The following is a 23,810-nucleotide window of genomic DNA, read 5'->3' on the forward strand; positions in this document are numbered from 1 at the left end:
GTCGATAGCCCCCGCTGTCGGCTTTGCGATGCTCGCCGTCGCATTAACCATAGCTTAGCGTGGGCCCTTTAGCCTTCCGGCCGACTTCCTTGGGCAAGGATGACGGAGCATGACGGCGACGAGAGGAACGGCTGGGTTTGGAGCGATGTTACTGGCGCTGCCGAGCACGGCGAGTGCGGCAGTGCCTCTATCGGAGGTGGCTGCCGATGCGCCCGCGGCGGCATATGCATCGCAGCGCCTGCCCAGCGTCGACCCGCAGCTTCGCGCCGCCGAGGACGCCGTCCTGAGCAACCCGCAACACGCGCCATCCCGTCTGGCTCTCGGCGCGGCCTATCTGGCGTCGGGTCGTTTCCTGTCCGCCGAGCAGGCACTGAACGACGCTCTGTTGCTCGATCCCGATGCGGCGGGCGCGCACATGCGTCTCGTTCTGGTGCAGATCGCTCTGGGCAAGAAAGCCGATGCGCTCGCAAGGCTCTCGGCAATGAAAACGGCGGGACGAGAAGCGGACATCGGTCTCGCGCTGGCTCTGGCGGGGGATATCGGAAGAGCGCACGGATTGTTGTCGGACGCTGCGCGTGACGACCGGGCGACGCCGCGCCTTCGCCAGAATCTCGCCTTCGTCGAAGCGTTGGCCGGCAACTGGGCCAGCGCGGCTGCGATCGCCGCTCAGGACGTGCCTCCCGAGCAGATGGCCGACAGGTTGCGTCGCTGGGCCACCATCGTCCAGCTTGGCGAAACGCCCGCATTTCAATTGGGAGCGCTGGTCGGTGTCCTGCCGCAGGCCGATCCGGGGATGCCGCCGGCGCTGGCCCTTGCGGATCGCACGACGGAAACGGCCGCTTTCGCCTCGTCCAATGCCGTGGCACCGTCCCGGCCGGTTGCCGACGCTCTTCCCGAGCCCCAGCAGGAGCCGGTTCGTCCCGCTGCCTATACGGGGCCACCCCGGATGCGCGGTGTGCGGTCGGGCGAGGCCGATCCGGAGAGCCCGCCTTTGGCCGCTGCTCCGGTCCGCACCGACGGCCGGTCACTCTATCGCACCGGATCACGCCGGGGGATGACCGTGTCGACTCGCGCCAACCGTTTTCCGGTGCGGCTCGCAGCGGTCTGCGCGTCCGACGCCATGCCTGTGCTCGGTCGCGGGCGATTGCAGAGGATCAGCCTCTCCGGGAGCCCGCGTCGCACCCGCAAAGCGGGCCCCGAACGATCAGCCTAGGGCGACCCCGCCCTTGATCGTCCGAAGCACCTTGCCCTGAACGGGAAGCCCGTCGAAAGGCGTGTTGCCAGCGTGCGAGGCCATCGCATCCGACGAAATCCGCCAGGGCTTGTCGGGATCGAACAGGATCAGGTCGGCCTCGGCCCCCACCGCCAGCGATCCGCCGGGCAGATCGAGCAGGCGCGCGGGCGTTGCCGACAGCAGCTCGATCAGCCTCGGCAGCCCGATGCGGCCGTCCCGAACCAGCGCCAGCGATAGCGACAGAAGCGTCTCCGCACCCGACATGCCGGGATCGGCATCGGCGAAAGGGAGGCGCTTCGCTTCGGGGCCCAGCGGATCGTGGCTCGAACAGAGCAGGTCGATGGTACCATCCGACAGCGCTTCGAGCGCGGCTTGACGGTCATCCTCGGAGCGGAGCGGCGGGGAAAGGCGCGCGAAGGTCCGGAAGCCGCCGACTGCGATGTCGGACAGCAGCAGATGCGCGGGGCTGATCCCGCAGCTGACCGGCAGGCCGCGGCGCTTTGCATCGCGGACGAGATCGAAGGCACGCCTCGTCGTCAGCTGGCGAAAATGAATCCGCGCGCCGCTCTGTTCGGCCAGCATGATGTCGCGCGCGACCGCCATGGCTTCGGCAATGGCGGGAGCGGCGGGCAGGCCCATGCGCGTCGCATATTCGCCTTCGGTTGCGACCGCGCCGGCGGTCAGGCCGCCATCCTCGGCGTGGCTGATCACGAGCAGGTCGAGTGCACGGGCGTAGGACAGGATGCGGTACATGACGCCCGCATCGGCGATCCAGCGCCGACCTGTGGCCACGGCGCAGGCGCCGCCCGCCTTCATCAGGCCCATTTCCGCCATTTCGGAACCCGCCAGCCCCTTGGTCGCGGCGGCGAGCGGATGAATCCACAGGTCGGGCTTGCCCGCAGCGGCCGCGCGCTGGACCAGCGCCGCATGGTCGAGCGGTGGCGACTGATCGGGCATCAGCACGGCGCGCGTGATGCCGCCGGCGGTAAAGGCCTTGAGGTCGATTGCGAAGACGCCGAGATCTATCAAGCCCGGTGCGACGTGCGCGCCGCCCGCGTCGATGCGCGGAACATCGACGGGGCATTCGAACAGACCGACCGCCGCGATCCGCCGGTCGCGGACGAGGATGCCGCCATTGGTGATCGTTCCGGCGGCGGGATCGACGATGCGTGCGTTGAGGATGGCGAGCGAACCGGTCATGCCCAACCCTCCACGCCACGCCGTTTGCGGGTCAGGACGTCGAGGCAGGCCATCCGCACCGCCACGCCCATCTCGACCTGCTCGGTGATCGCCGAGCGGGTCGGGTCATCGGCGACGCTGCTGGTGATCTCGACCCCGCGGTTCATCGGACCGGGGTGCATCACCAGCGCATCGGGCGCGGCGCGTTCGAGCCGTTCGGGCGTGAGGCCGTAAAGTGCATGGAACTCGCGCGGAGACGGCAGATAAGCCCCATCCATCCGTTCATTCTGCAGGCGGAGCATCATCACCACATCGGCACCGTCGAGCCCAGCATCGAAATCGCTGAACGGGATCGCGCCCATCCGGTCGATCGCGGCAGGCATCAGCGTTGGCGGCGCGATGACGCGGACTTCGGCGCCCAGGGTGGTGAGTGCGAGAATGTTCGAGCGCGCGACGCGGCTGTGCAGGATATCGCCGCAGATCGCGACGATGAGCCCCGCGATCCGGCCCTTGCGGCGGCGGATCGTCAGCGCGTCGAGCAGGGCCTGGGTCGGGTGTTCGTGGCGCCCGTCGCCGGCATTCAATACGGGGCAGTCGACCTTGTCGGCGATCAGCTGGACCGCGCCCGACGACTGGTGCCGGATGACGATCATGTCGGCGCGCATCGCGTTGAGCGTCATCGCGGTATCGATCAGCGTCTCACCCTTCTTCACGCTCGACGCGCCGACCTGCATGTTGACCACGTCGGCGCCGAGGCGCTTGCCGGCGATCTCGAAGGACAGCAGCGTCCGTGTCGAATTTTCGAAAAAGGCATTGATCAGCGTCAGGCCGGACAGGCGATCGTCATGTTTGCTGGTCGCGCGGTTGAGCGCGATCCACTGCTCGGCTTCGTCGAGCAGGAACAGGATCTCGTGCGGCAAAAGCCCGTAAATGCCGGTGAGATGGCGGTGCGGGAAGGATACAGACATTAAAGCCGCGCCATAGGGCAGGGCGGGGACGATCTCAAGCGGGCTTTGGGGGCTGCTCGTGCCTCAGATCATTGCGTCGATCGCGCCCTGCAGGATGTAGGAGGCCGCCAGCTTGTCGACCAGTTCGGCCCGGCGCGCCCGGCTGGCGTCCGCGTCTAGCAGGGTGCGCGTGACCGCCTGGGTCGACCAGCGCTCGTCCCACAGCAATATCGGCAGGTCCATCGCCTCGATATTGCGGGCGAAAGCGCGGACCGACTGGGTACGCGGCGAATCGCTGCCGTCGAGGTTGAGCGGCAGGCCGATCACGAGTCCGGTGACCAACTGCGCCGTCACCAGTTGCCGGAGCTTGGCCGCGTCGACGGTGAACTTGGTCCGCTGGATCGTCTCGGCGGGGCTGGCGATCGTCCAGCTTGCGTCGCACAGCGCGATACCGATCGTCTTGGTGCCGACATCGAGCCCGGCGAGGCGGCCACGAGCGGGCAAAGCGTCACGGAAGTCGAGGGTGGAGCTGGTGATCATCGGCCGAGATAGGCCGCGCTGCGCCGCGCCGCATCCGCGCGGATGTTGGCCCAGAACAGCGCATAGTCGAACACATGATAATTGTTGCCCGGCATGACGAAGCGGTCGAACCCCTTGGGTGGCGCACCGATCAGCAGCACCCCCGACGGATCGCAGCGCGCGCCGACGACGCCCGGCTTCACATCTGCGCCCATATAATCGCTTCTCGGGACGAGAGCGCCGATATTGGCGGCGGGAGCGGCTGCGCTGTCGGGCAAGCCGGTCAGCGGATTGATGCAGATCATGGCCGTACCCTTGCGCGGCGCGCCGGTCAGACCGATCGAGGACTCGAAGATCTGCCGTATCTGGCGGGGTTCGGCCGGTTCGGCGAAGCTCTGCCACGACAGGATGCAGCCGGCCTCGTCGGCGCGGGTGCAGGCCGGAAGGCCAAGCGCGGGAACGTCCGCCTCTACCGAGATCGGCCAACCGACAAGATAGGCGGCGACGATGCGCTTGGCGATCGGCTTGCCCGCGACCTTGTCTTTCAGCAGCCGCATCAGGTGCACCGTACCCTGGCTGTGCCCCGCGAGCAGGATCGGGCGGTTGGCCGGCAACTGCGCTAGAAAGGCTTCAAAGGCCCGCTCGACATCGCCATAGGCCAGGTCGAGCGCCTTCGCCGCATCGGGCGCGTCGGTCATGAAGGTACCGAGCGTCGCCGAGCGGTATCGCGGCGCCCAGATCGCGCCCATGCCGTTGAAAGCGCTCGCCTCGCTCCACGCAAAGACGCGCAGCCACTGGCGCGATTCGGCATTGGCGATCGGCGCGTTCCAGCTGGCCTTGCTGTAATAGGTCGTCGGCGGGACGTAGAACACCGCGACCTCGGGCCTGCTCGCGGCGGGCGCGACGCCTTCCGGCAACCAGCGCGCGGGATCGTCGGGCAGGTCGGGGCGCGAAAGCCAGGCAGCGGCGCTGCGATAATCAGGGGCCGGGCCGGCCGCCGCCGCATCGAAGCGCCCGCCGGGCACGAAGGTCATGCGCAACAGCTGGTCCTGGAACAGCGACCAGGTCAGTCCGGCGGCCAAGGTGAGCACGATCAACCCCGCGATCAGGTAGAGGAAACGGCGAGCGAGCAAGGACGGCTCCGTCTGCGAGTGCGACATCAACGACGATCGGGGCAAGTGCGTAGCGGGCAATCGCGCATGCGTCCAATGGGGATCGTGCGGGCAGATGAGGGAGTTGGTGCGCCCGTTTCGGTCGCGATACGTCATGCCGCCCTTGCCGCCGCGCGGCCCGGATGCTAGCCGCGCGGCCATGTCAGTCGATGCCGCAACCGTCCGCAAGATCGCGAGCCTGGCGCGGATCGCCGTTACCGACGGCGATGTGGAAGCCATGGTTCCCGAACTCAACAACATCCTGGGCTGGATCGAGCAGCTTGGCGAAGTCGACACCGATGGTGTCGACCCGCTGGCTGCCGTCATCCCCAACCACCAGCGCCTGCGCGCCGACGTCGTCACCGATGGCGACATTCGCGACAAGGTGCTGGCGAACGCGCCCCAGGCCGAACATGGCTTCTTCGCCGTTCCGAAGGTGATCGAATAATGAGCGCCATCACCGATCTGGGCATCGCCGGCCTGCGCGACGGCTTCCGCGCGGGGGAGTTTTCCGCCCGCGAGGTCGCCGAGGCGTTCAATGGCGCGGTTGCGAGCGCCAAGCCGCTCAACGCCTTCATCATCGAGACGCCTGACCACGCCATCGCGGCGGCCGAAGCGGCTGATCGCGCCCGCGCGGCTGGGGAATTGCTCCCGCTGTCGGGCATTCCGCTGGGCATCAAGGATCTGTTCTGCACCGCCGGCTATCAGACGACGGCGGCGAGCGGGATGCTCGAAGGCTTCGTGCCGCCTTATGAGTCGACGGTGACCGCCAAGCTGTTCGCGGCGGGCGCGGGCATGCTCGGCAAGCTCAACCTCGACCAGTTCGCCATGGGCTCGTCGAACGAGACGAGCGCCTTCGGCAATGTCGTCTCGCCGTGGCGGCGCAATGACGGCGGCAATGCGCCGCTCGCGCCCGGCGGTTCCTCGGGCGGTTCCTCGTCCGCGATCGCGGCGCGGATCGTGCCTGCGGCGACGGGCACCGACACCGGCGGGTCGATCCGTCAGCCGGCGGCTTTCACCGGTATCGCGGGCATCAAGCCGACCTATGGTCGCTGCTCGCGCTTCGGTATCGTCGCTTTCGCCTCGTCGCTCGACCAGGCCGGCGCGATGGCGCAGGACGTTCGCGACAGCGCGATCCTGCTCGAGGCGATGTCGGGTTTCGACCCGAAGGACTCGACCTCGCTGGACGTCTCGGTTCCGCGCTGGGAAGCCAATTTGTCGAGCGATCTCAGAGGCAAGAAGGTCGGTATTCCGAAGGAATATCGGGTCGACAACATGCCGGCGGAGATCGACGCGTTGTGGCAGCAGGGTATCGCCTGGCTGCGCGATGCCGGCGCCGAGATCGTCGACGTGTCGCTGCCGCATACCCGCTATGCGCTGCCGACCTATTATATCATCGCGCCGGCGGAGGCCTCGTCCAACCTCGCGCGCTATGACGGCGTGCGTTACGGCCTGCGCGACCTGCCCGATGGCGCCAATCTGCAGGACATGTACGCGGCGACCCGCGCGGCTGGCTTCGGCCCCGAGGTCAAGCGGCGCATCCTGATCGGCACCTATGTGCTCTCGGCGGGATTCTACGACGCCTATTATACAAAAGCGCAGAAGGTGCGGGCGCTGATCGCGCGCGACTTCGAGGAGGCGTTCAAGCAGGTCGACGTGCTGCTGACGCCGACCGCGCCGTCGGCGGCCTTCGCGCTCGGCGAAAAAAATGCGGATCCGCTGGAGATGTATCTCAACGACGTCTTCACCGTGCCGGCGAGCCTCGCCGGTGTGCCGGCCATGTCGGTGCCCGCAGGGCTCGACGGGCAGGGGCTTCCGCTCGGTCTCCAGATCATCGGCCGCCCGCTTGACGAGCAGGGCGTCCTCAATGCCGGTCTTGCGATCGAGCAGCGGGCCGGCTTCGTGGCGCGGCCGCAGAATTGGTGGGCGAAATGAGCAGCTATCGTATCCAGGGCGCGACGGGTGAGTGGGAGGTCGTCATCGGCCTCGAAGTGCACGCACAGGTCGTCTCCAACGCCAAGCTCTTCTCGGGTGCCTCGGCCGTCTTCGGCGCGGAGCCCAACCAGAATGTCTCGCTGATCGATGCGGCGATGCCGGGCATGCTCCCGGTGCCGAACGAGGAGTGCATCCGCCAGGCCGTCAAGACCGGCATGGCGATCGGCGCGCAGATCAATCGCTGGTCGCGCTTCGACCGGAAGAATTATTTCTACGCCGATCTTCCCCAGGGTTACCAGATCTCGCAACTCTATCATCCGCTTGTGGGCGAGGGCACGATCACGATCGACGCCGATGAGAAGGCGGGCATCAAGGACGCCAAGACGATCGGTGTCGAGCGCATCCATGTCGAGCAGGACGCCGGCAAGCTGATGCACGACCAGCATCCGACGCGTTCCTATGTCGACCTCAACCGTTCGGGCGTCGCGCTGATGGAAATCGTGTCGCGTCCCGACATGCGTTCTCCTGCAGAAGCAGGAGCTTATCTCCGGAAGCTGCGATCGATCCTTCGCTATGTCGGCTCGTGCGACGGCAATATGGAAGAAGGCTCCATGCGCGCCGACGTCAACGTGTCGGTGCGCAAGGTCGGCGAGCCCTTCGGCACCCGTACCGAAACGAAGAACGTCAACTCGGTCCGCTTCGTGATGGCGGCGATCGAGACCGAGGCGAATCGCCAGGTCGACGTGCTCGAAAGCGGTGGCAAGATCGTACAGGAAACCCGCCTCTACGATCCCGACCGCAACGAGACGCGCTCGATGCGGTCGAAGGAAGATGCGCATGATTATCGCTACTTCCCCGATCCCGATCTCCTCCCGCTCGAATTGAGCGACGAGTTCATCGAGCGCTGCCGTTCCGAGCTTCCGGAACTGCCGGACGCGAAGCGTGCACGCTATGAGGGTGAACTGGGGCTGTCCGCCTATAATGCGGCGGTGATCACGTCGGACGTCGAGACCGCGCGCTGGTTCGAGGCACTGCTCGACGCGACCGGCAAGACTGGCCCCGAAGTTGGAAAACAGGCATCCAACTGGTTGATTTCCGACCTTTTCGGCGCGCTCAACCGGCTCGGCAAGTCGATCGGCGAAAGCCCGGTGACGCCGCAGCAGGGCGCCGAACTGCTCGGCCTCGTCGCCGACGGCACGCTGTCGGGCACGCTGTCGAAGCAGGTGTTCGAGATCATGCTCGAAACCGGCGACGATCCGGCGAAGATCGTCGAGGAGCGCGGGCTCAAGCAGACCAGCGACACCGGCGCGATCGAGAAGGTGATCGCCGACGTCATGGCGGCGAATGCCGACAAGGTCGCGGAATATCGTAGCGGCAAGGACAAGCTGTTCGGCTTCTTCGTCGGCCAGACGATGAAAGCGATGGGCGGCAAAGCCAATCCGGGCGTCGTCAACGACCTGCTCAAGAAGGCCCTTGGCTGACCTTTTGAGGGCGGACGGGCGACGCTCCGTCCGCCTCCCAACTGCAGAGTGGCGCAGTCTCCGCTCTGCGTTATGATCGGCCATGATCTATGGCGATCCCGGCTCCGTCATTCCGCTGAACCTTTCTTCGGGTAGCGGCGATTATCAGCTTTCGGTTCCTGACGGTCTTCCGCTCGCGCGTGAAGTCGCGACCGTCTCCACCCGCGCGGTGCGGGTCGACTGGAGTTTCGCCGGACCGTCGACCATGGCGATCGGTCAGGGCGACGCGCTGTCAGGCCGGATCCCGCTCGTCGCCAGCGGTCCTGCGGTGTCGGGGCCGGCGGGCATCAGGCTCAACAAGGACAGCTCGCTTCATTCCAAGCCGCTGGGACTGGACTTTCCGTCGAGCGGTGACCGGCTGAGTTCGCAGGCGCCGAGCCGTTTGCGCTGCTCCTTTCGCGGCGTGGTCCCCCGGGCGGACGGGGCGCTGCTCTGTTATCTGATGGACTGGGGTGTGGGAGCGGTGCTGCTCACGACGCGCTATGGCTCCGACCAGCTAGAAGCGCTGATTACCCGCGACGATGCAGCCGAAGGTGGCTTCTTCAGCACGGTGATGCGCAAGCCGGGGACCGAGCAGTTGCTCGAACTCGAATGGCGCAATGCACCGGGCAAGCCGGGCGGCTTTCTGTCCTTCTTCATCGACGGCAAGCCCGCGGGTGGCCCTTTCCCGACGAAGATCAAGCCGCGCCTGACCCCGGCGATGGACCTGTGGGTCAATGCCGTGCTCGGCAATGCGCGGCAGGCGGCCGACGGCATGGTCGTCAAACAGATCGCGCTGAGCTTTGATCGTCCGGTCACCAACCTGTCCTATCCACCTGTTTCTACCGGACCTTTCAGGGGTCTGGATTTGCCGAAGCTCGTCGTTGACGCCCGAGCTGTGGCGCAGCCCCAGCCGCCGCGCACGCTGGCTTGGCGCGCACCGGATGGATCGGTCGGGACGATCGACATCACCATCGGTTCGCTCGAGGTGCCGGCGGGTGCGGCTTATAAAGCGGTGCTCGAGGACTGGTCGTCGGGAAGAGCGGTCGATCACCCGAACGCGCTGGTCATGACCCGGCCCGCCGCCCAGAATTGCCGGTTCGAGGATGCGACGCTGGGTGCCGCCATGCCGGCCTGGATCGAATGCCTGCCGCAGGGGCCGGTGCCCGTAATCGGCGGCATCGCCTATCGCTGCGAGGCGATCCGCAGCGGCGACTATGTCCAGTTCCAGTTTGGCTATGACTGGGACGACAGCGTGATGCCGGACAATCCCTTCGGCGATCCTTCGGGCCGCAACGCCTATATGGTCCCGCACAAATGGCGCATAGTCGACCGCGACGACCGGGTAATCGCAACAGTCGCGCGGCCCGATGGCGGCCCCCTCAACGGGCTCGACATCCCCCGCCATTTTGGCGGCCCCAGCGACGGGCGCGGCTGCGCGATGACCAGCAAGGAGCATCGCTGGTACCCGCACGGCACCGTGCGCTCGGGGATCATCTGGCGCAGCCGCGACCCCGGCAGCCATGATCAGGGCCTGATCCGCGCCTCGGTGCCGCTGCTCGACCTCAGCATCCCTTTCGGCAGTCATCTCGACTATTCGGTCAACGGCTATGACCTGCGCATCTTCAGCGGCGGCGCGGGCAATGAAGGGCAGGCCAACGGCTTCGGCAATATCCGCGTCATCCCTTGGAAGCAGAGCGATTACCGGACGATGGTCGGCCGGACGGGACGGACGCGCGATCCCTATCCGAGCTTGCTCTACACGGCCAATTCGATGGCGGCGAACGCGGCGCTCTGGCTCGAATATACGCCGTTCAACATCCAGGGCCGTTCGCCGGTGACCGGTTCGGGTGGCATCCGGGACGATCGCCAGATCATCTCGGAGCCCATCGTCTGGCACATGAACCTGCCCAATGGCCTGCGGCCGCATGACGGGACGCCCTGGCGGTCGATCGCGCTCGACTATCTGACCGGCTATGTCTCGGACGCGGTTCACTCGTTCGAGAAGGGCCGCAACGTGCCGTTGTTCAAGGGCAATGCCCGACGCCCGATCAAGCTGCGCAACCATTATTACGGCCCCGGCGATCAGGGGCTGCCGGCGTCGCAGGCCTGGTACCAGCAGGGCGGGCGCGTTGCGGGATGGCTGCAGGGCGTCAACCCGCTCAGGGTATCGGTGCCCTATGCGGGCGATGCCCCCGACCGGCCCTATTTCGGCACCTTCCAGGTCGACAAGCTCCACGGCCATCAGTTTCCCGGATGGGGCAGCCTGCTGTTCCGGACACCCGAATTCGCCTTTCTCGGCCATCGTTTCTGGGACCAGAACCGCCTCTATTCGAACGACATCATCGGCGATCAGTGGCTGGCGCTGTGGTCTTCGCGCGAGGGAGCCTGGGCCTATATGCACGCCGCCCTGGCCTGGAAGACCGCCAGCGCCGGCTCCACCCGGCTCTACAGCCGCAAGGAGGTGCTCGACTTCGCGACCTTCGACTTCGAGGCCTTTCACGATCGCTATTATGCGAGCACGCCGGGCTTCCTGAATCCGCCCGACAATCTGATGCCCGAGGGGCGGGTCGACATGCGGCTCGCCGTGTTCGCGGCCGCGCCCCATTTCGGCATCGTCAATCAGGAGGAGGATCGGCTGCTCCACCAGCATGAGTTCGGCATCGGCTATTGGCTGACCGCGCTGGCTGCAGGCGAGAAGATGGGGTTCAATGCGGCGCTGCGCGAAGCTTCGCCCAAGGTACGGACGATCGTCGACTGGCTGATCCGCATGCACCGGATTCGCGTGGTCGGGCGGATCAACGAGGGCGCGTTGCACCCGCCGCTCGGGGGCACCGACTATATGCTCGGCATCTGGTCGGCCGACCATGTCCGCGCGGTGGGCGGCGACGTGTCCCGCCTGCCGCGCAGCTACCGCGATCTGGCCCGGCTGTGGGGGCAGGCGCCCAGCTGGGACGTCTTCATCGGTGATCAGGGGCCGATCCGGCGCGACGGGCAGTCGATGGACCAGCTGATCGCGGCCCCCTCCTGGCTGCGTTATCTGCTGGGGCAGGAGGGCGAGGACATCGTCGCCGCGCAGAAGACGGCCAATGGCTGGCGCGAACAGAAGAAGGCCGAAGAGCTGAAGCGCGGCGAGATGGCCGGGGAGGGGTGGTTCCACTTCCTGCAGGCGACCAACAACCCGGCGCTGGCGGTGCAGCGCTGACCTCGGGCGCGGTCGTCATAACGCTGTCACGCTCGCCGTTCAGGGCGTCTCCCGCCTATCAGGCGGGCGTCGAAACCGCCTTGTCATGCGCCGGGTTGTACTCGCCTCGCATGTTGCTATAGAGCGCGCCGACCGGCGGTCCTTTTTTGCGGGCGTGGCGGAACTGGTAGACGCGCTGGATTTAGGTTCCAGTATCGCAAGATGTGGGGGTTCGAGTCCCTTCGCCCGCACCAGCTTCCGCCCTTGGCGCGCGAAGCGGGATCGACCAAGATTTTCTCGAGATAGAGGTTGGATGCGACCCATGCAGACTGTCGAAACGCTCAATGAGGGCCTGAAGCGCGCCTATACGCTGACGATCCCCGCCAATGATGTCGCCAAGCGCATCGAAGCGGAGATCAAGACGATCGCGCCGCAGATCCGCATGCCCGGCTTCCGCCCCGGCAAGGTTCCCGCCAACCTGATCAAGAAGATGCACGGTCCGGCGATCGAGCAGGACGTGCTCAACAAGGCGGTGCAGGACGGCGTCCAGCAGCTTCTGACCGAGCAGAAGCTCCGCCCCGCGATGCAGCCTTCGGTCGAACTCGTCGACGGCGACTATGAAACCGGCAAGGATGTGGCGCTGAAGGTCGAGCTCGAAGTGCTCCCCGAGGTGCCCGCACCGGCGATCGAAGGCCTGAAGCTCGAGCGCCTGACCGTTCCGGCCGCCCCCGACGAGATCGACAGCCAGATCGAGCGCATCGCGTCGCAGCAGAAGCAGTATCAGGACGCCATGGAAGGTCATCCGGCCGTCGAGGGTGACCTTGTGGTCATGGACTTCGCCGGCAGCGTCGACGGCGTTGCCTTCGAGGGCGGCACCGGCACCGGCATGTCGGTCGAGCTCGGCTCGGGCCGCCTGATCCCCGGTTTCGAAGCGCAGCTGGAAGGCGTCAAGAAGGGCGAATCGCGCTCGCTGAACGTGACCTTTCCGGAAGATTATGGCGAGAAGTCGCTGGCCGGTAAGGCTGCGGTGTTCGAAGTCACCGTCACCGACGTCCGCGTTCCGGGCGAGACCAAGATCGACGACGAGTTCGCCAAGACACTGGGCCTGCAGGGCATCGACCAGCTGCGCGAGCTGGTGAAGGGCCAGATCGAGCAGGAGCTCAACGGCCTGACCCGCACCCACATGAAGCGCAAGCTGCTCGACCAGCTCGCCGCCGGCCACGACTTCCCGGTTCCGCCGTCGATGGTCGAGGCCGAGTTCGCTCAGATCTGGCAGCAGCTGGAGCATGAAGCGACGCACGAGGAAGACCCCGAGGCCGCCCGCGCCGACATGGAGAAGGATCGTGACGATTATCGCGCGATCGCCGAGCGCCGCGTTCGCCTCGGCCTGCTCCTGTCGGAGATCGGCCAGCAGAACGGCGTCGAGGTCAGCGCGCAGGAAATGCAGCGCCTGATCCAGCAGGCTGCCTTCCAGTATCAGCCGAAGGACCGCGAGCGCTTCGTCCAGTATCTGCAGCAGGATCCGATGGCCGCCGCCCAGCTGCGCGCGCCGCTGTATGAGGACAAGGTCATCGACTTCCTGTTCGGCAAGGCCGAGATCACCGACCGCGAAGTGACGCGCGAGGAGCTGGAAGCCGCGATCGAGGCCGACGACGACACGATCGGCAAGGGCCACGTCCACGGTCCGGATTGCAACCATGATCACGACCATGACCATGGCCATGCCGAACCGGCCAAGAAGCCTGCCGCCAAGAAGGCCGCTCCCAAGAAGGAGAAGGCCGACGAGGCAGCGGTAGAGGAAGCCGCACCTGCGCCGAAGAAGGCCCCGGCCAAGAAGGCCGCCGCTGCCAAGGCCGAGGACGGCGAAGCCGCTCCCGCCAAGAAGGCGCCGGCCAAGAAGAAGGCCGCTCCGGCCGAGTAATCCGCCGGACGACAGTCAGCGAAGAGGCCGGGCAGCGATGTCCGGCCTTTTTGTTTGGGTCGCTACCGGGCGAGGTGCCTGCGGTGGAGGATCGCCATCGCGAACAAAGCGAAGCCGCTCGCGATGGTCCAGACGAACAGCCGGTCCATGAACCAGGCGTGGATCGCGGTGTGCTGCCACAGCAGGCCGAGCATGGCGACGATCGCGAGGTTGGACAGCAGCAGATGCAGGGTGCGGGCGCGCAGGGTCGGATCACCGCTGGCGAGCAGCAGGCGGGCACTCCACGCCCCAAAGCCTATCGCGGTCGCCAGCATCGCGCCGGCCAGAACATGCATGCCCGCCGCGAGCGAATTGAGACCCTTGACCAAGGACTTGGCTAGCTTGACCGGACCGAGGTCGGGCTGCTGCTCGCCCATGCCGAGGCGAACGCCCAGCTGCGCGGCGCTTTCGCGGAAGGATTCGAGGCCGAAGACCGAAAGCGCCAATAGAAGTTTCAGGACCATGCAGGTCGCGACCGCCGCGCAGAAGGCGAACAGCGCTTCGACCACCTGTTCGGCGATCTCGCGCGGTGGGGCGTCGCGCAGTGCGAAGGGCAACCCGCCGATGATGATGGCGAGGCCGAAGGGAATGCCGCCGGTCAGGAACTCGAAAATGGCCGTCGCAGCGCCGAACAGAGCGGCGGCAATAAGCGAGGTCCGGCGACCCAGCCCGCCGCGCGCGGATGCCATGGCGAGGAACAACAGATAGAGCAGAATGATCGCGTCCGATGGCGCATGGCTCAGCGACTGCCCGTAGGATTCGAGGCCGAACCAGCGCGACAGCGCGAGAAAGACGATCAGCCAGACCAGACTTTCGGTCGGCCGTCGGCCGCTGGCCAGCGCCAGCATCGCGACCATCATGCCCGAAAGGACGAGCAGGGTCTGGAGGAAATGATAGGCGGTGCGAATCTGCTCCACGGACGCGAGCGGCAACAGATAGCGAGCGAGCATCGTGTGGCCGTGGATATATTGATGATAGAAGAGCCCGGTCCGTCCGGCCTCATGGTCGCCTGAGGCATAGGCGCGCAGCGCGCCGCACATCGTCTCGTCAGTGCGCTGGACGGGTTTGACCGGGCTGACTGCCAGCTGGTCCGCAGGGGCTTGCTGGTCGATCGCCATATAGAGGATCAGGCAGTCATTATATTGGTGGCGGCCGATATCGGTGTTGCCGACGAGCCAGTCCTCATTCTGCAGCGCGGCCGTGGCGAAGGCCTGCCGGACATGGGCTTCGGCCAGAGGCAGCTCGCGGCCAAGGCTCGCGCGGTTGCCGAGCGCGAACAGCGCGAACAGCAGGAGACCGGCGACGAAGCCGACCCCGATGCCCAGAGCCCCCCGGCGCAGGATGCTTTCCGCCCGCATCGTCTTCAGCATCTATCAGCCCCCAACATGCCACCATCTTGCCGATCGGTTACGGGAGCGCCAGTGATTTCAGGACCCTCTTGAATCCCCGGCAGCAAAGGCCGATGTTGGGCAGGATACAAAAACGAAGGACCAATTCATCCATGCAGAATCCGTTCGAAACCGGCCAATTCCTGAATCCGGAGTCTGGCGCGCTGGTTCCTGTGGTGATCGAGCAGTCGAACCGCGGCGAACGGAGCTTCGACATCTATTCGCGCCTGCTGCGTGAACGAATCATCTTCGTCACCGGGCAGGTCGAAGACCATATGGCTTCGCTGATCGTCGCCCAGTTGCTGTTCCTCGAATCGGAAAATCCGAAGAAGGACATCTATATGTATATCAACTCGCCGGGCGGCGTGGTGACGGCGGGTCTCTCGATCCACGACACGATGCAGTATATCCGCCCGCGCGTCGGCACGCTGTGCATCGGTCAGGCCGCGTCGATGGGCAGCTTCCTGCTCGCCGCCGGCGAGCCCGGAATGCGCGTGGCGCTGACCAATTCGCGGATCATGGTGCATCAGCCGTCGGGCGGTGCGCAGGGCATGGCCGCCGATATCGAGATTCAGGCGCGCGAGATCTTGCGCATGCGGCATCGCCTGAACTCGCTCTACGCAAAATATACCAAACAGTCGATCGAGGCGATCGAGGCGGCGATGGATCGTGACAAGTTCATGGAAGCCGACGAGGCCAAGGCCTTCGGTCTTATCGACGAGGTGTTCGACAAGCGTCCGAGCCCTGCCGATGAGGCAGCCGCAGCCTGAGCGCTGCGCCGTCTCGCACGGTGATGGCGAGGCGCGCCCCTCGATCGAAGGAGGGGCGCGCCTTGTTTTTTGCGCGGATTTTCCGGTCGGATCGACGTGAAGCCGGAGGACGGCTTGCCGTATCGGCGCTTGCGTGCTGGCCCAAGGTACCCATATCCAAAGGGAACCACCGGATTGATCATCGCTTCTTAAGGTGGTTGTGAGAAGGGGATGGACGTGTTTAGGATGCGACCGATCCCCAGTGGAGTCAGGATCTAGTTTATGACGAAGTTGACCGGCGGCGACTCGAAGAGCACTTTGTACTGCTCATTCTGCGGCAAGTCGCAGCACGAGGTTCGCAAACTGATTGCTGGCCCCACGGTGTTCATCTGCGACGAGTGCGTCGAACTCTGCAACGACATCATTCGCGAAGAGACCAAGGGCGCCCTGGTCAGCAAGAAGGATGGCGGCGTTCCGACCCCGCATGAAATCTGCGAACATCTCGATCAATATGTGATCGGTCAGGCCAAAGCCAAGCGGGTGCTCTCGGTTGCGGTTCACAACCATTACAAGCGGCTCAACCATGGCGCCAAGGGTGCCGAGGTCGAGCTCGCCAAGTCGAACATCCTGCTCGTGGGCCCAACCGGCTCGGGCAAGACGCTGCTAGCCCAGACGATGGCGCGTCTGCTCGACGTGCCGTTTACGATGGCCGATGCGACGACGCTGACCGAGGCCGGTTATGTCGGCGAGGACGTCGAAAACATCATTCTGAAGCTGCTGCAGGCGTCCGATTACAATGTCGAGCGCGCGCAGCGTGGCATCGTCTATATCGACGAGATCGACAAGATCAGCCGCAAGGCCGACAATCCCTCGATCACCCGCGACGTGTCGGGTGAGGGCGTGCAGCAGGCGCTGCTCAAGCTGATGGAAGGCACCACCGCGAGCGTGCCGCCACAGGGTGGCCGCAAGCATCCGCAGCAGGAGTTCCTCCAGGTCGATACGACCAACATCCTGTTCATCTGCGGCGGTGCTTTCGCCGGGCTCGAAAAGATCATCGGCGACCGCCTTCAGGGCAAGTCGATCGGCTTCGGTGCCTATGTCGCAGCTCCCGAGGAGCGCCGCACCGGTGAGACGCTGCAGCAGTGCGAGCCAGAGGATCTGCTGAAGTTCGGTCTGATCCCCGAATTCGTCGGACGTCTGCCGGTCATCGCGACATTGATGGACCTCGACGAGGAGGCGCTGGTCGCGATCCTGACCCAGCCGAAGAACGCGCTGGTAAAGCAGTATCAGAAGCTGTTCGAGATGGAGGGTGTCAAGCTCGGCTTTACCGATGATGCGCTGGTGGCAGTTGCCCGCAAGGCGATCACCCGCAAGACCGGCGCGCGCGGCCTGCGCTCTATCCTCGAAGGCCTGCTGCTCGACACGATGTTCGACCTGCCCTCGATGGACGGTGTCGACGAGATCATGGTCGACAAGGATGTGGTCGAGGGCCGCAAGGACCCGGTCCGAGTCTTCTCGAAGAAGGCCAAGGAGAAAGCCGGCGACGCCGCCTGATCGGTTGCCGGCATTCACGAATGAAAAGGCTCCGGGTGGAAACATCCGGAGCCTTTTCATTGTGAGAGAGCGGGGACTTAGAGGCCCAGCGTCCGGGCAGCCTCGTCGAAACGGGCAATCTGGGCCGTGTCGCCGGCAAAGGCGGCCTTCGCCTTGGTGAGCGCCTGGCGGGCACCGGCCGGGTCCTTGAGCACCAGTCGCGCGCGCATCAGGCGAATCCAGCCATCGGCATCGCGGGGGTTTTCCTCCAGCCGGGCGGCGAGTCGGGCGACCATGCCGCGCGCCATCTCGTCCTGCTGGGTCGGCGTCATCCGGCTTGCCGCCTGGAGATCGGCGGAACTCGGGCCGGGAATGCCGGCCGCCGCGATCTGGCCGCCGGCCCCCATTGCGGGCGCTGCGGCTGTTTCTGCAATTGGGGGCGGCGCCGCTTCGGCGGCCTTCATCCGTCCCTCGATCGGCAATCCGTTCTGCTTGGAAATTCGTTCGGCCAGTTCGCGCACGGGCTGAAGCCATGGCGCGTCGGCGGGGCTTTCGTTCACGATCGCGACCAGATCGTCGAGCGCCTGCTTGTGGCTACCGCTCTCGTTCTTCTCGATCGCCAGAAAATAGCGGGCGCGGAAGTCCTTCGGGTCGAGCGTCAGCGCGGTCTCGAAGGATTTGTGCATCTCGGGGGTGATCTTGCCGGGCCCGGTCAGAACCTGAACCTCGCCCAGCGCCGACCAGGCTTCGGCATCCTTCGGATCGAGTTCGACCGCGCGGGAATAGGCTTTCACCGCGTCGGGATAACGGCCGACATGATAATAAGCCTGGCCGAGGAGGTGCCAGCCCCGCGCGTCCTGGGGATTGTCCTGCAGCTTCTTTTCGAGCCCGGCGATCATCGTCTCGACCTCGGGAACGGCCGTTGCCTCGGCTTTCTCGGCGCCGGATTCCGGCGATCCGGCACCCGAGCGGAGCACCGCCACGGCGACCGCAGCGAGTGCGACCAGCGCAGCGAGGATGAGCGCGACGCGCGCGAACGGGAGGGAAAAGCCCTTGGTCGAGCCACTGTCCTTCGTCACATTTCTCTCCACAATAGAAGACTATGGGCTTTGACAGCCTATGCTAAGGAAAGTCTAGCGGAACGCGTCGAAGCTGATAGAGTGGCTCTGGGGCAGACGTAGCGTTTTCCGGAGGGCAGCCGGGGAAAGCCTATGTCGAGACTTGGCCGCTGGCTCGGCGGCGAGGGAAAACGGGGCAGGGGGAATCAGTGGCGGATACCTACCGGATAGCCATCGTTGGCTCTGGGCCGGCGGGGCTCAGCGCGGCGGCGCATGCGGCCAAGCTCGGTCTTTCGCACGTCCTGCTCGAAAAGACCGATCATCTTTCCGATACGATCTTCAAATATCAGAAGGGCAAGCACGTCATGGCGACGCCGAGTCAGCTCGTGCTGCGCTCGGACGTGGACTTCGACGCAGGTAAGCGCGAGAAAATTCTCGGCATCTGGGACGAGCAGGCCGCCGGCGCCGGCATCAATGTCCGGCTGAACAGCGAAGTGAAGGCAATCACCGGCCAGAAGGGGGACTTCACCATCCTCCTCGCCGACAAGGCCGAGATCAAGGCCGAGGCGATCATCCTGGCGATCGGGACGCAGGGCAATCCGAACCTGCTGCGCTGTCCGGGCGCCGAAGGCAGCGGCGTCACCGTCCAGTATCAGCTCGACGATCCCGGCGAATATGTCGACGAGCATATCACCGTCGTCGGTTCGGGCGACGCCGGTATCGAAAATGCCCTCGGCCTCGCGCAGGATCTTGCGCAGGGTAACGTCGTCACGATCCTCAACCGCTCCGCAGACTTCAGCCGCGCCAAGGGCGCCAACGTCAAGCTGCTGATGCAGGCGCGCGACGAGGGGCGCATCAACGTGATGACCGACACGGCGCCGAATCGCATCGAGGCCGGTCATCTGGTGCTCGATACGCGCGATGGCGAGGCGCGCATCCGCTGCGACCGCATCATCGCCCGTATGGGGTCGGCCGCGCCGCGCAAGTTCATCGAGGAATGCGGCATCCAGTTCACCAGCCCCGATCGCGAGGCCTTTCCGACCCTGTCGCCGCAGTTCGAGACGACCAACCCTGGTATCTACGTCATCGGCGCGCTCGCGGGCTATCCGCTGATCAAGCACTGCATGAACCAGGGCTATGACGTCGTCGAGTTCATCAATGGCAACACCTCGCTGAAGCCGGCCGACGAGCCGATCCTGGAAGGCAAGTTCGTCAACCTGCCGGTCCGCAAGTCGGTCGACGAGTGGCTGGAGTTCATCCGCACGCAGGTGCAGATTCTCAACGATCTGTCGCCGCTGCAGATGCGCGAGTTCATGCTCGACTCGGACGTCCGCTATTACGGCAAGAACGAGATCATCTTCGAGAAGAACGCGCCGGGATCGTCGCTCTTCTGCATTGCGCAGGGCTCAGTCGACATCCCGCTGCCCGATGGCCGGTCGACCGGCATCGTCATCCCGGAAGGCTCGATCTTCGGCGAGGTCGGCCTCGTGTCGGGCCGTCGCCGCGGTTCCACCATCCGCTCGATCGCCGAGACCATCGTGGTCGAGATTCCGCGCAATGCGATTCTCAAGCTGATGGCTTCCGTGCCCGGCGTGAAGCGCGCGGTCACCCGCATCTCGACCGAGCGCCAGCTGCTCCAGATGTGGCAGTCGGGCCTCCAGTCCGCCGATCTGGCCGAATTGCTCGAAACCGCCGAGATCAAGGGCGTGCGCGCCGGCGAGACGATTTTCCGCGAGGGCGAGGAGGGGACCGACGTCTACGTCATCCGCTCCGGCTCGGTCGTGGTGGAGAAGTCGATCGGCGGCAAGCCGGTGTTCCTGTCCTACGTCCCTGCCGGCAATTATGTCGGCGAGCTTGAGCTGTTCGACAACGGCATCCGCAAGCAGACGGTCCGCGCGGCGGTGAAGTCCGAGGTCATCAAACTCAACGGCCCGGCCTTCCACCGCCTGCTCGAGGCCAAGCCTCAATTCTTCGCCCGTGCCAAGACCGCGATCGGGGAGCGCGAGGACCTCGCTTCCTTCATCGAGGCGAAGAAGGACAGCTTCGCGACGGTCGTCGACATGTACAGTTCGATCGCCAATTTCCTCGTCGACAATGGCGTGGGCGAGGCAACCGACGTGCTGCTGATCGACGAAAATCTCTGCGTCGGCTGCGACAACTGCGAGAAAGCCTGCGCCGACAGCCATGAAGGCATTTCGCGGCTCGACCGCGAGGCCGGGCGCACCTTTGCGCATCTCCATGTGCCGACCAGCTGCCGCCACTGCGAGCATCCGCATTGCATGGCCGACTGCCCCCCGACCGCTATCCATCGCGGCCAGGACGGCGAGGTCTATATCGACGACACTTGCATCGGCTGCGGCAATTGTCAGCGCAACTGCCCCTATGGCGTGATCCGCATGGAGAAGGAGCCGCCGAAGAAGCCGAGCCTGTGGAAATGGTTCCTGTTCGGTCAGGGGCCGGGGCCCGGCGAGCCGAGCCACGAATGGGCCTATGCCAATGCGACGCCTGGCGTCGAGAAGGCGAAGCGGGCCGTGAAATGCGACATGTGTTCGGGTATCGAGGGCGGACCGAGCTGCGTGCGCGCCTGCCCCACCGGCGCCGCGATCCGCGTCGCGCCTGAGGAATTTCTGACGGTTGCCCGTTTGCAAAGGGATGACGCCTGATGGCGAGCAAGCCTCTTCGTCAGGCGACATCGGGTCGCGAACGCGCCTCGGATCATGAGGGCTTCCTCCGGTTTCAGCGCTATAAATGGCTGAAGATCGCGGTGGTGGTCAGCCTGCTGTGCCTGTTCGTCTATGCGGTCAACGACGTTCAGCCCAGGCCCAATGGCGGCAGCATCTATGGCTATGTCACCGGCACGGCCGGCGTCGCCCTGATCCTGTGGCTGTCGATGCTCGGCGTCCGCAAGCGGGCGATCACGCCCGGTCGCTGGTCGCTCAAGTCCTGGACGTCGGCGCATGTCTATCTGGGGCTGGCGCTGATCGTCATCGGAACGCTCCACACCGGCTTCGACTTCGGGTGGAACGTCCACACGCTCGCTTATGTGCTGATGCTGCTGGTGATCGTCTCGGGCGTGTTCGGGATCGCGGCTTATGCGATGCTGCCCCAGGCTTTGTCCGCCAATCGCGGCGAGACGACCCAGATCCAGATGCTCGACAATCTCCGGATGATCGACCGCCAGCTCAACGAAGCCGCCCAGCCGCTCGATGCCGAGGGCGCGGCGATCGTGCGCATGGCGCTGGAGGATGATCCCTTCGGTGGGGGCCTGATCGCACGCCTGACCGGGCGTTATAATCGTTGCGGTACCCGCGCGGCCCTTGCGGCGGTGCGTGAGCATAAGAGCCGGCAGGAGGCTGGCGCCGATCCGCTCGATCATGTCGAGGTTCTGCTGGAGCGCAAGAAGTCCTCTCTGTCGCGCATTCGGAAGCATCTACGTTACAAGGCGCTGCTGGAGATCTGGCTCTACATCCATGTGCCGGTGACCTTCGCCCTGATCGCGGCGTTGCTCGTCCACATCGTTTCCGTCTTCTATTACTGGTGAGATCGCGCAGATGAGCTTCATCGTTCGCACGGTAGCGCGCACCGCCGATGGGCGGGACATCGTCCGCCCCAAGAGATTCGACCAGGCCGAACTGAGCATCGGCCGCAGTCCGTCGAGCGACATCCACCTGCCCGATCTGGCCGTGGTTCTGAACCATGCGGTCATCCGTGCCGTCCCGGGCGGCATGGTCGAGGTCGCGGCGACGGCCGGCATGCCTTTCGTCGTCGACGGCAAGTCGACCGAGCATCAGCGCTTCTCGGTTTCGCCCGGCGCCAATGTCCGCATCGGCAGTCATTCTCTGACGATCGAACCGGGCGAGGGTGACGAGCAGGGCCTGGTCATCGTGACGGTCGAGCGGGTCGGCGCGATTTCCAACGCTTCGGAAGACAAAGAGGAAGCGCGCGTTTTCTCGCTGGCGGCGGTGCTGCCGGGCAAGCGCGCAATGGCCTGGGCAGGCGCCTTGCTTGTTCTTGCCATTTTCCTGATCTGGCCGCTGACGTCGATCAACACCCAGCCGACCGATGCGACCCGCAAGGTCGCGTTTCACGCAGACGAATTCTGGACCTCGGGCAAGCTGTCGCGGGCACACAAGCCGCTCGAGAACAACTGCCAGGCCTGTCACGTAAAGCCCGGCGAATCGGTCAGGGACAACGCCTGCATCGCCTGCCACACGACGGTTCACGACCATGGCGACCCGGCCAAGCTGAACGCCGCCAAGGGCCCGCTGGGTATCGTGACGGGGACGAAACAGTTCGTCGGCGGTTTCTTCGGGATCAAGCCCGGCCGCTGCGTCGAATGCCATACAGAGCATCAGGGCGAAACCGCCATGCCGGTGACCGACGAGCGTTTCTGCACGACGTGCCATGACGGCATGAGCAGCCGGATCAAGACGGTGCTCAAGGATGCTGCCGATTTCGACAAGCATCACCCGCAATTCGCGCCGACGATCCGGTCGGTGGGGCTCAACGGCGTGCCGATGTTCAGCCGCGTGTCGCTCGACCAGAACCCCAAGGAATATAACGGGCTGAAATTTCCGCACGACATCCATTTGTCGAAGACCAACGGCGTGGCGCAGATGGCCAAGACGCTCGGTAAAGGCGAAGGCTATGGAGCACCGCTCGACTGCGCCAACTGCCACGTCCGCGACGCGACCGGGGCGAGCTTCGCCACGGTGAACATGGAACCGGCGTGCGGCGCCTGCCATTCGCTGGCGTTCGACAAGGTCGGCGATACGGTCCGCACGCTGCGCCATGGCGATCCGGCACAGGTCATCGCCGACATCCGCGCCTTCTATCGCGCCGGTGCGCCGCGTGCGCCGATGCTCGGCGGCATGGAGCGGCGTCGGCCTGGCGATGTCATGGCGGCCACGCAGCGCGCCAATGTCGCGCCGACCAGCGCTCTATATGTCGGCAATGCCGATCAGGCGATCCGGTCGGTCTTCTCGAAGGGCGGCGCCTGTTTCGACTGCCATGTCATCCGCGAGACGGGGAACCGGACGACGCCCTTCGCCGTCGCGCCGGTGCAACTGGCGAGCCGCTATCTCAAGAAGGGCTGGTTCGACCATTCGGCACACGAAACCGAGAGCTGCACGAGCTGCCACGCGGTCAATCTGTCGCGCTCGGCCAACGATGTGAACCTGCCCAAGCTGGCGACGTGCCAGGAATGCCACGGCAGCCAGGACGCGCATAAGGAGGTGCCGTCCTCCTGTGCGCTCTGCCACGATTATCATCGCACCGAGTTCGCTCCCTCGGCGGTCCGCAAGAGCCGCGAGCGGGGCAAGGCGGCGGAGCATATCGAAGAAAAGGCGCTCAAGCAGGCGGGAACGGGAGTCTGAATCGCGCTTTACCCTCTTTTTGGGGCGGCTGTGTAGGAGATCACAGCGTTCGATCGCTGGTCGTGGTGACTTTCAGCAGCGTTGGAGTTGGGCCGAGAG

Annotated in this window: 17 protein-coding genes and 1 tRNA gene; 12 read left to right on the forward strand and 6 right to left on the reverse strand. The window is 65.3% G+C overall.

The features are described 5' to 3' along the window. Positions 1 to 109: 109 nt before the first annotated feature. Positions 110 to 1,213, forward strand: coding sequence for a tetratricopeptide repeat protein (locus tag ACNI3R_RS17820; protein ID WP_426185820.1), 1,104 nt, complete (start codon positions 110 to 112; stop codon positions 1,211 to 1,213). Here the strand turns inward: ACNI3R_RS17820 and ACNI3R_RS17825 are convergent. The 4 genes from ACNI3R_RS17825 to ACNI3R_RS17840 all read right to left on the reverse strand — a co-directional run bounded on the left by ACNI3R_RS17825 (position 1,205) and on the right by ACNI3R_RS17840 (position 5,012). After that, positions 1,205 to 2,434 carry a dihydroorotase gene (locus ACNI3R_RS17825; protein ID WP_426185822.1) on the reverse strand — a complete coding sequence of 410 codons (1,230 nt, stop codon included), beginning with the start codon at positions 2,432 to 2,434 and terminating at the stop codon, positions 1,205 to 1,207. The two genes, ACNI3R_RS17820 and ACNI3R_RS17825, sit on opposite strands and share 9 nt — an antisense overlap. Next, positions 2,431 to 3,381 carry an aspartate carbamoyltransferase catalytic subunit gene (locus ACNI3R_RS17830; RefSeq protein ID WP_426185824.1) on the reverse strand — a complete coding sequence of 317 codons (951 nt, stop codon included), beginning with the start codon at positions 3,379 to 3,381 and terminating at the stop codon, positions 2,431 to 2,433. The genes ACNI3R_RS17825 and ACNI3R_RS17830 overlap by 4 nt, the downstream gene beginning before the upstream one ends. A 63-nt stretch (positions 3,382 to 3,444) precedes the next feature. After that, on the reverse strand, positions 3,445 to 3,900 hold the full coding sequence (ruvX, locus tag ACNI3R_RS17835; protein ID WP_426185826.1) for a Holliday junction resolvase RuvX: 456 nt from the start codon (positions 3,898 to 3,900) through the stop codon (positions 3,445 to 3,447). After that, entirely contained in the window at positions 3,897 to 5,012 is a 1,116-nt protein-coding gene (locus ACNI3R_RS17840) for a DUF3089 domain-containing protein (protein ID WP_426185828.1), read from the reverse strand. The genes ruvX and ACNI3R_RS17840 overlap by 4 nt, the downstream gene beginning before the upstream one ends. Positions 5,013 to 5,190: 178 nt before the next feature. Between ACNI3R_RS17840 and gatC the strand changes: the two genes are divergently transcribed. The 6 genes from gatC to tig all read left to right on the forward strand — a co-directional run bounded on the left by gatC (position 5,191) and on the right by tig (position 13,569). Beyond that, positions 5,191 to 5,478, forward strand: coding sequence for an Asp-tRNA(Asn)/Glu-tRNA(Gln) amidotransferase subunit GatC (gatC, locus tag ACNI3R_RS17845; RefSeq protein ID WP_296625144.1), 288 nt, complete (start codon positions 5,191 to 5,193; stop codon positions 5,476 to 5,478). Further along, positions 5,478 to 6,965, forward strand: a complete 1,488-nt coding sequence (gatA, locus tag ACNI3R_RS17850) for an Asp-tRNA(Asn)/Glu-tRNA(Gln) amidotransferase subunit GatA (protein ID WP_426185831.1) — start codon at positions 5,478 to 5,480, stop codon at positions 6,963 to 6,965. Before gatC ends, gatA begins: the two co-directional genes overlap by 1 nt. After that, complete coding sequence (gene gatB / locus ACNI3R_RS17855) at positions 6,962 to 8,446, forward strand: Asp-tRNA(Asn)/Glu-tRNA(Gln) amidotransferase subunit GatB (protein WP_426185833.1); 1,485 nt, start codon at positions 6,962 to 6,964, stop codon at positions 8,444 to 8,446. Before gatA ends, gatB begins: the two co-directional genes overlap by 4 nt. 82 nt (positions 8,447 to 8,528) lie before the next feature. Beyond that, a complete protein-coding gene (locus tag ACNI3R_RS17860) occupies positions 8,529 to 11,669 on the forward strand; it encodes a hypothetical protein (protein ID WP_426185835.1) in 3,141 nt (1,046 codons plus the stop codon). Positions 11,670 to 11,817: 148 nt separating this feature from the next. Continuing rightward, a tRNA-Leu gene (locus tag ACNI3R_RS17865) sits at positions 11,818 to 11,902 on the forward strand. A 68-nt stretch (positions 11,903 to 11,970) separates the two neighbouring features. Then, entirely contained in the window at positions 11,971 to 13,569 is a 1,599-nt protein-coding gene (gene tig, locus ACNI3R_RS17870; protein ID WP_426185837.1) for a trigger factor, read from the forward strand. A gap of 62 nt (positions 13,570 to 13,631) precedes the next feature. Here tig and ACNI3R_RS17875 read toward each other — a convergent pair whose 3' ends face one another. Further along, positions 13,632 to 14,978 carry a hypothetical protein gene (locus ACNI3R_RS17875; protein ID WP_426185839.1) on the reverse strand — a complete coding sequence of 449 codons (1,347 nt, stop codon included), beginning with the start codon at positions 14,976 to 14,978 and terminating at the stop codon, positions 13,632 to 13,634. A 131-nt stretch (positions 14,979 to 15,109) separates the two neighbouring features. Here ACNI3R_RS17875 and clpP point away from each other — a divergent pair, with 131 nt between their 5' ends. Both clpP and clpX read left to right on the forward strand, forming a co-directional pair. Then, a complete protein-coding gene (clpP, locus tag ACNI3R_RS17880; protein WP_426185841.1) occupies positions 15,110 to 15,766 on the forward strand; it encodes an ATP-dependent Clp endopeptidase proteolytic subunit ClpP in 657 nt (218 codons plus the stop codon). A 261-nt stretch (positions 15,767 to 16,027) separates the two neighbouring features. Continuing rightward, positions 16,028 to 17,299, forward strand: a complete 1,272-nt coding sequence (clpX, locus tag ACNI3R_RS17885) for an ATP-dependent Clp protease ATP-binding subunit ClpX (protein ID WP_426185843.1) — start codon at positions 16,028 to 16,030, stop codon at positions 17,297 to 17,299. Positions 17,300 to 17,376: 77 nt separating this feature from the next. Here the strand turns inward: clpX and ACNI3R_RS17890 are convergent, their stop codons facing one another. Beyond that, positions 17,377 to 18,357 carry a tetratricopeptide repeat protein gene (locus ACNI3R_RS17890; RefSeq protein WP_426185845.1) on the reverse strand — a complete coding sequence of 327 codons (981 nt, stop codon included), beginning with the start codon at positions 18,355 to 18,357 and terminating at the stop codon, positions 17,377 to 17,379. Between the two features lie 188 nt (positions 18,358 to 18,545). On the opposite strand from ACNI3R_RS17890, the gene ACNI3R_RS17895 reads away from it, so the two are divergent. The 3 genes from ACNI3R_RS17895 to ACNI3R_RS17905 are packed head-to-tail and all read left to right on the forward strand — an operon-like array spanning position 18,546 to position 23,711. Further along, a complete protein-coding gene (locus tag ACNI3R_RS17895; RefSeq protein WP_426185847.1) occupies positions 18,546 to 20,999 on the forward strand; it encodes a cyclic nucleotide-binding domain-containing protein in 2,454 nt (817 codons plus the stop codon). After that, positions 20,999 to 21,877 (forward strand): hypothetical protein, encoded by an 879-nt coding sequence (locus ACNI3R_RS17900; protein WP_426185849.1) that lies wholly within the window; start codon positions 20,999 to 21,001, stop codon positions 21,875 to 21,877. The genes ACNI3R_RS17895 and ACNI3R_RS17900 overlap by 1 nt, the downstream gene beginning before the upstream one ends. Before the next feature lie 10 nt (positions 21,878 to 21,887). Beyond that, positions 21,888 to 23,711 carry a cytochrome c3 family protein gene (locus ACNI3R_RS17905; protein WP_426185851.1) on the forward strand — a complete coding sequence of 608 codons (1,824 nt, stop codon included), beginning with the start codon at positions 21,888 to 21,890 and terminating at the stop codon, positions 23,709 to 23,711. Positions 23,712 to 23,810 lie beyond the last annotated feature (99 nt).

It is taken from the genome of Rhizorhabdus antheiae, assembly GCF_049889055.1.
Lineage (GTDB): Bacteria > Pseudomonadota > Alphaproteobacteria > Sphingomonadales > Sphingomonadaceae > Rhizorhabdus.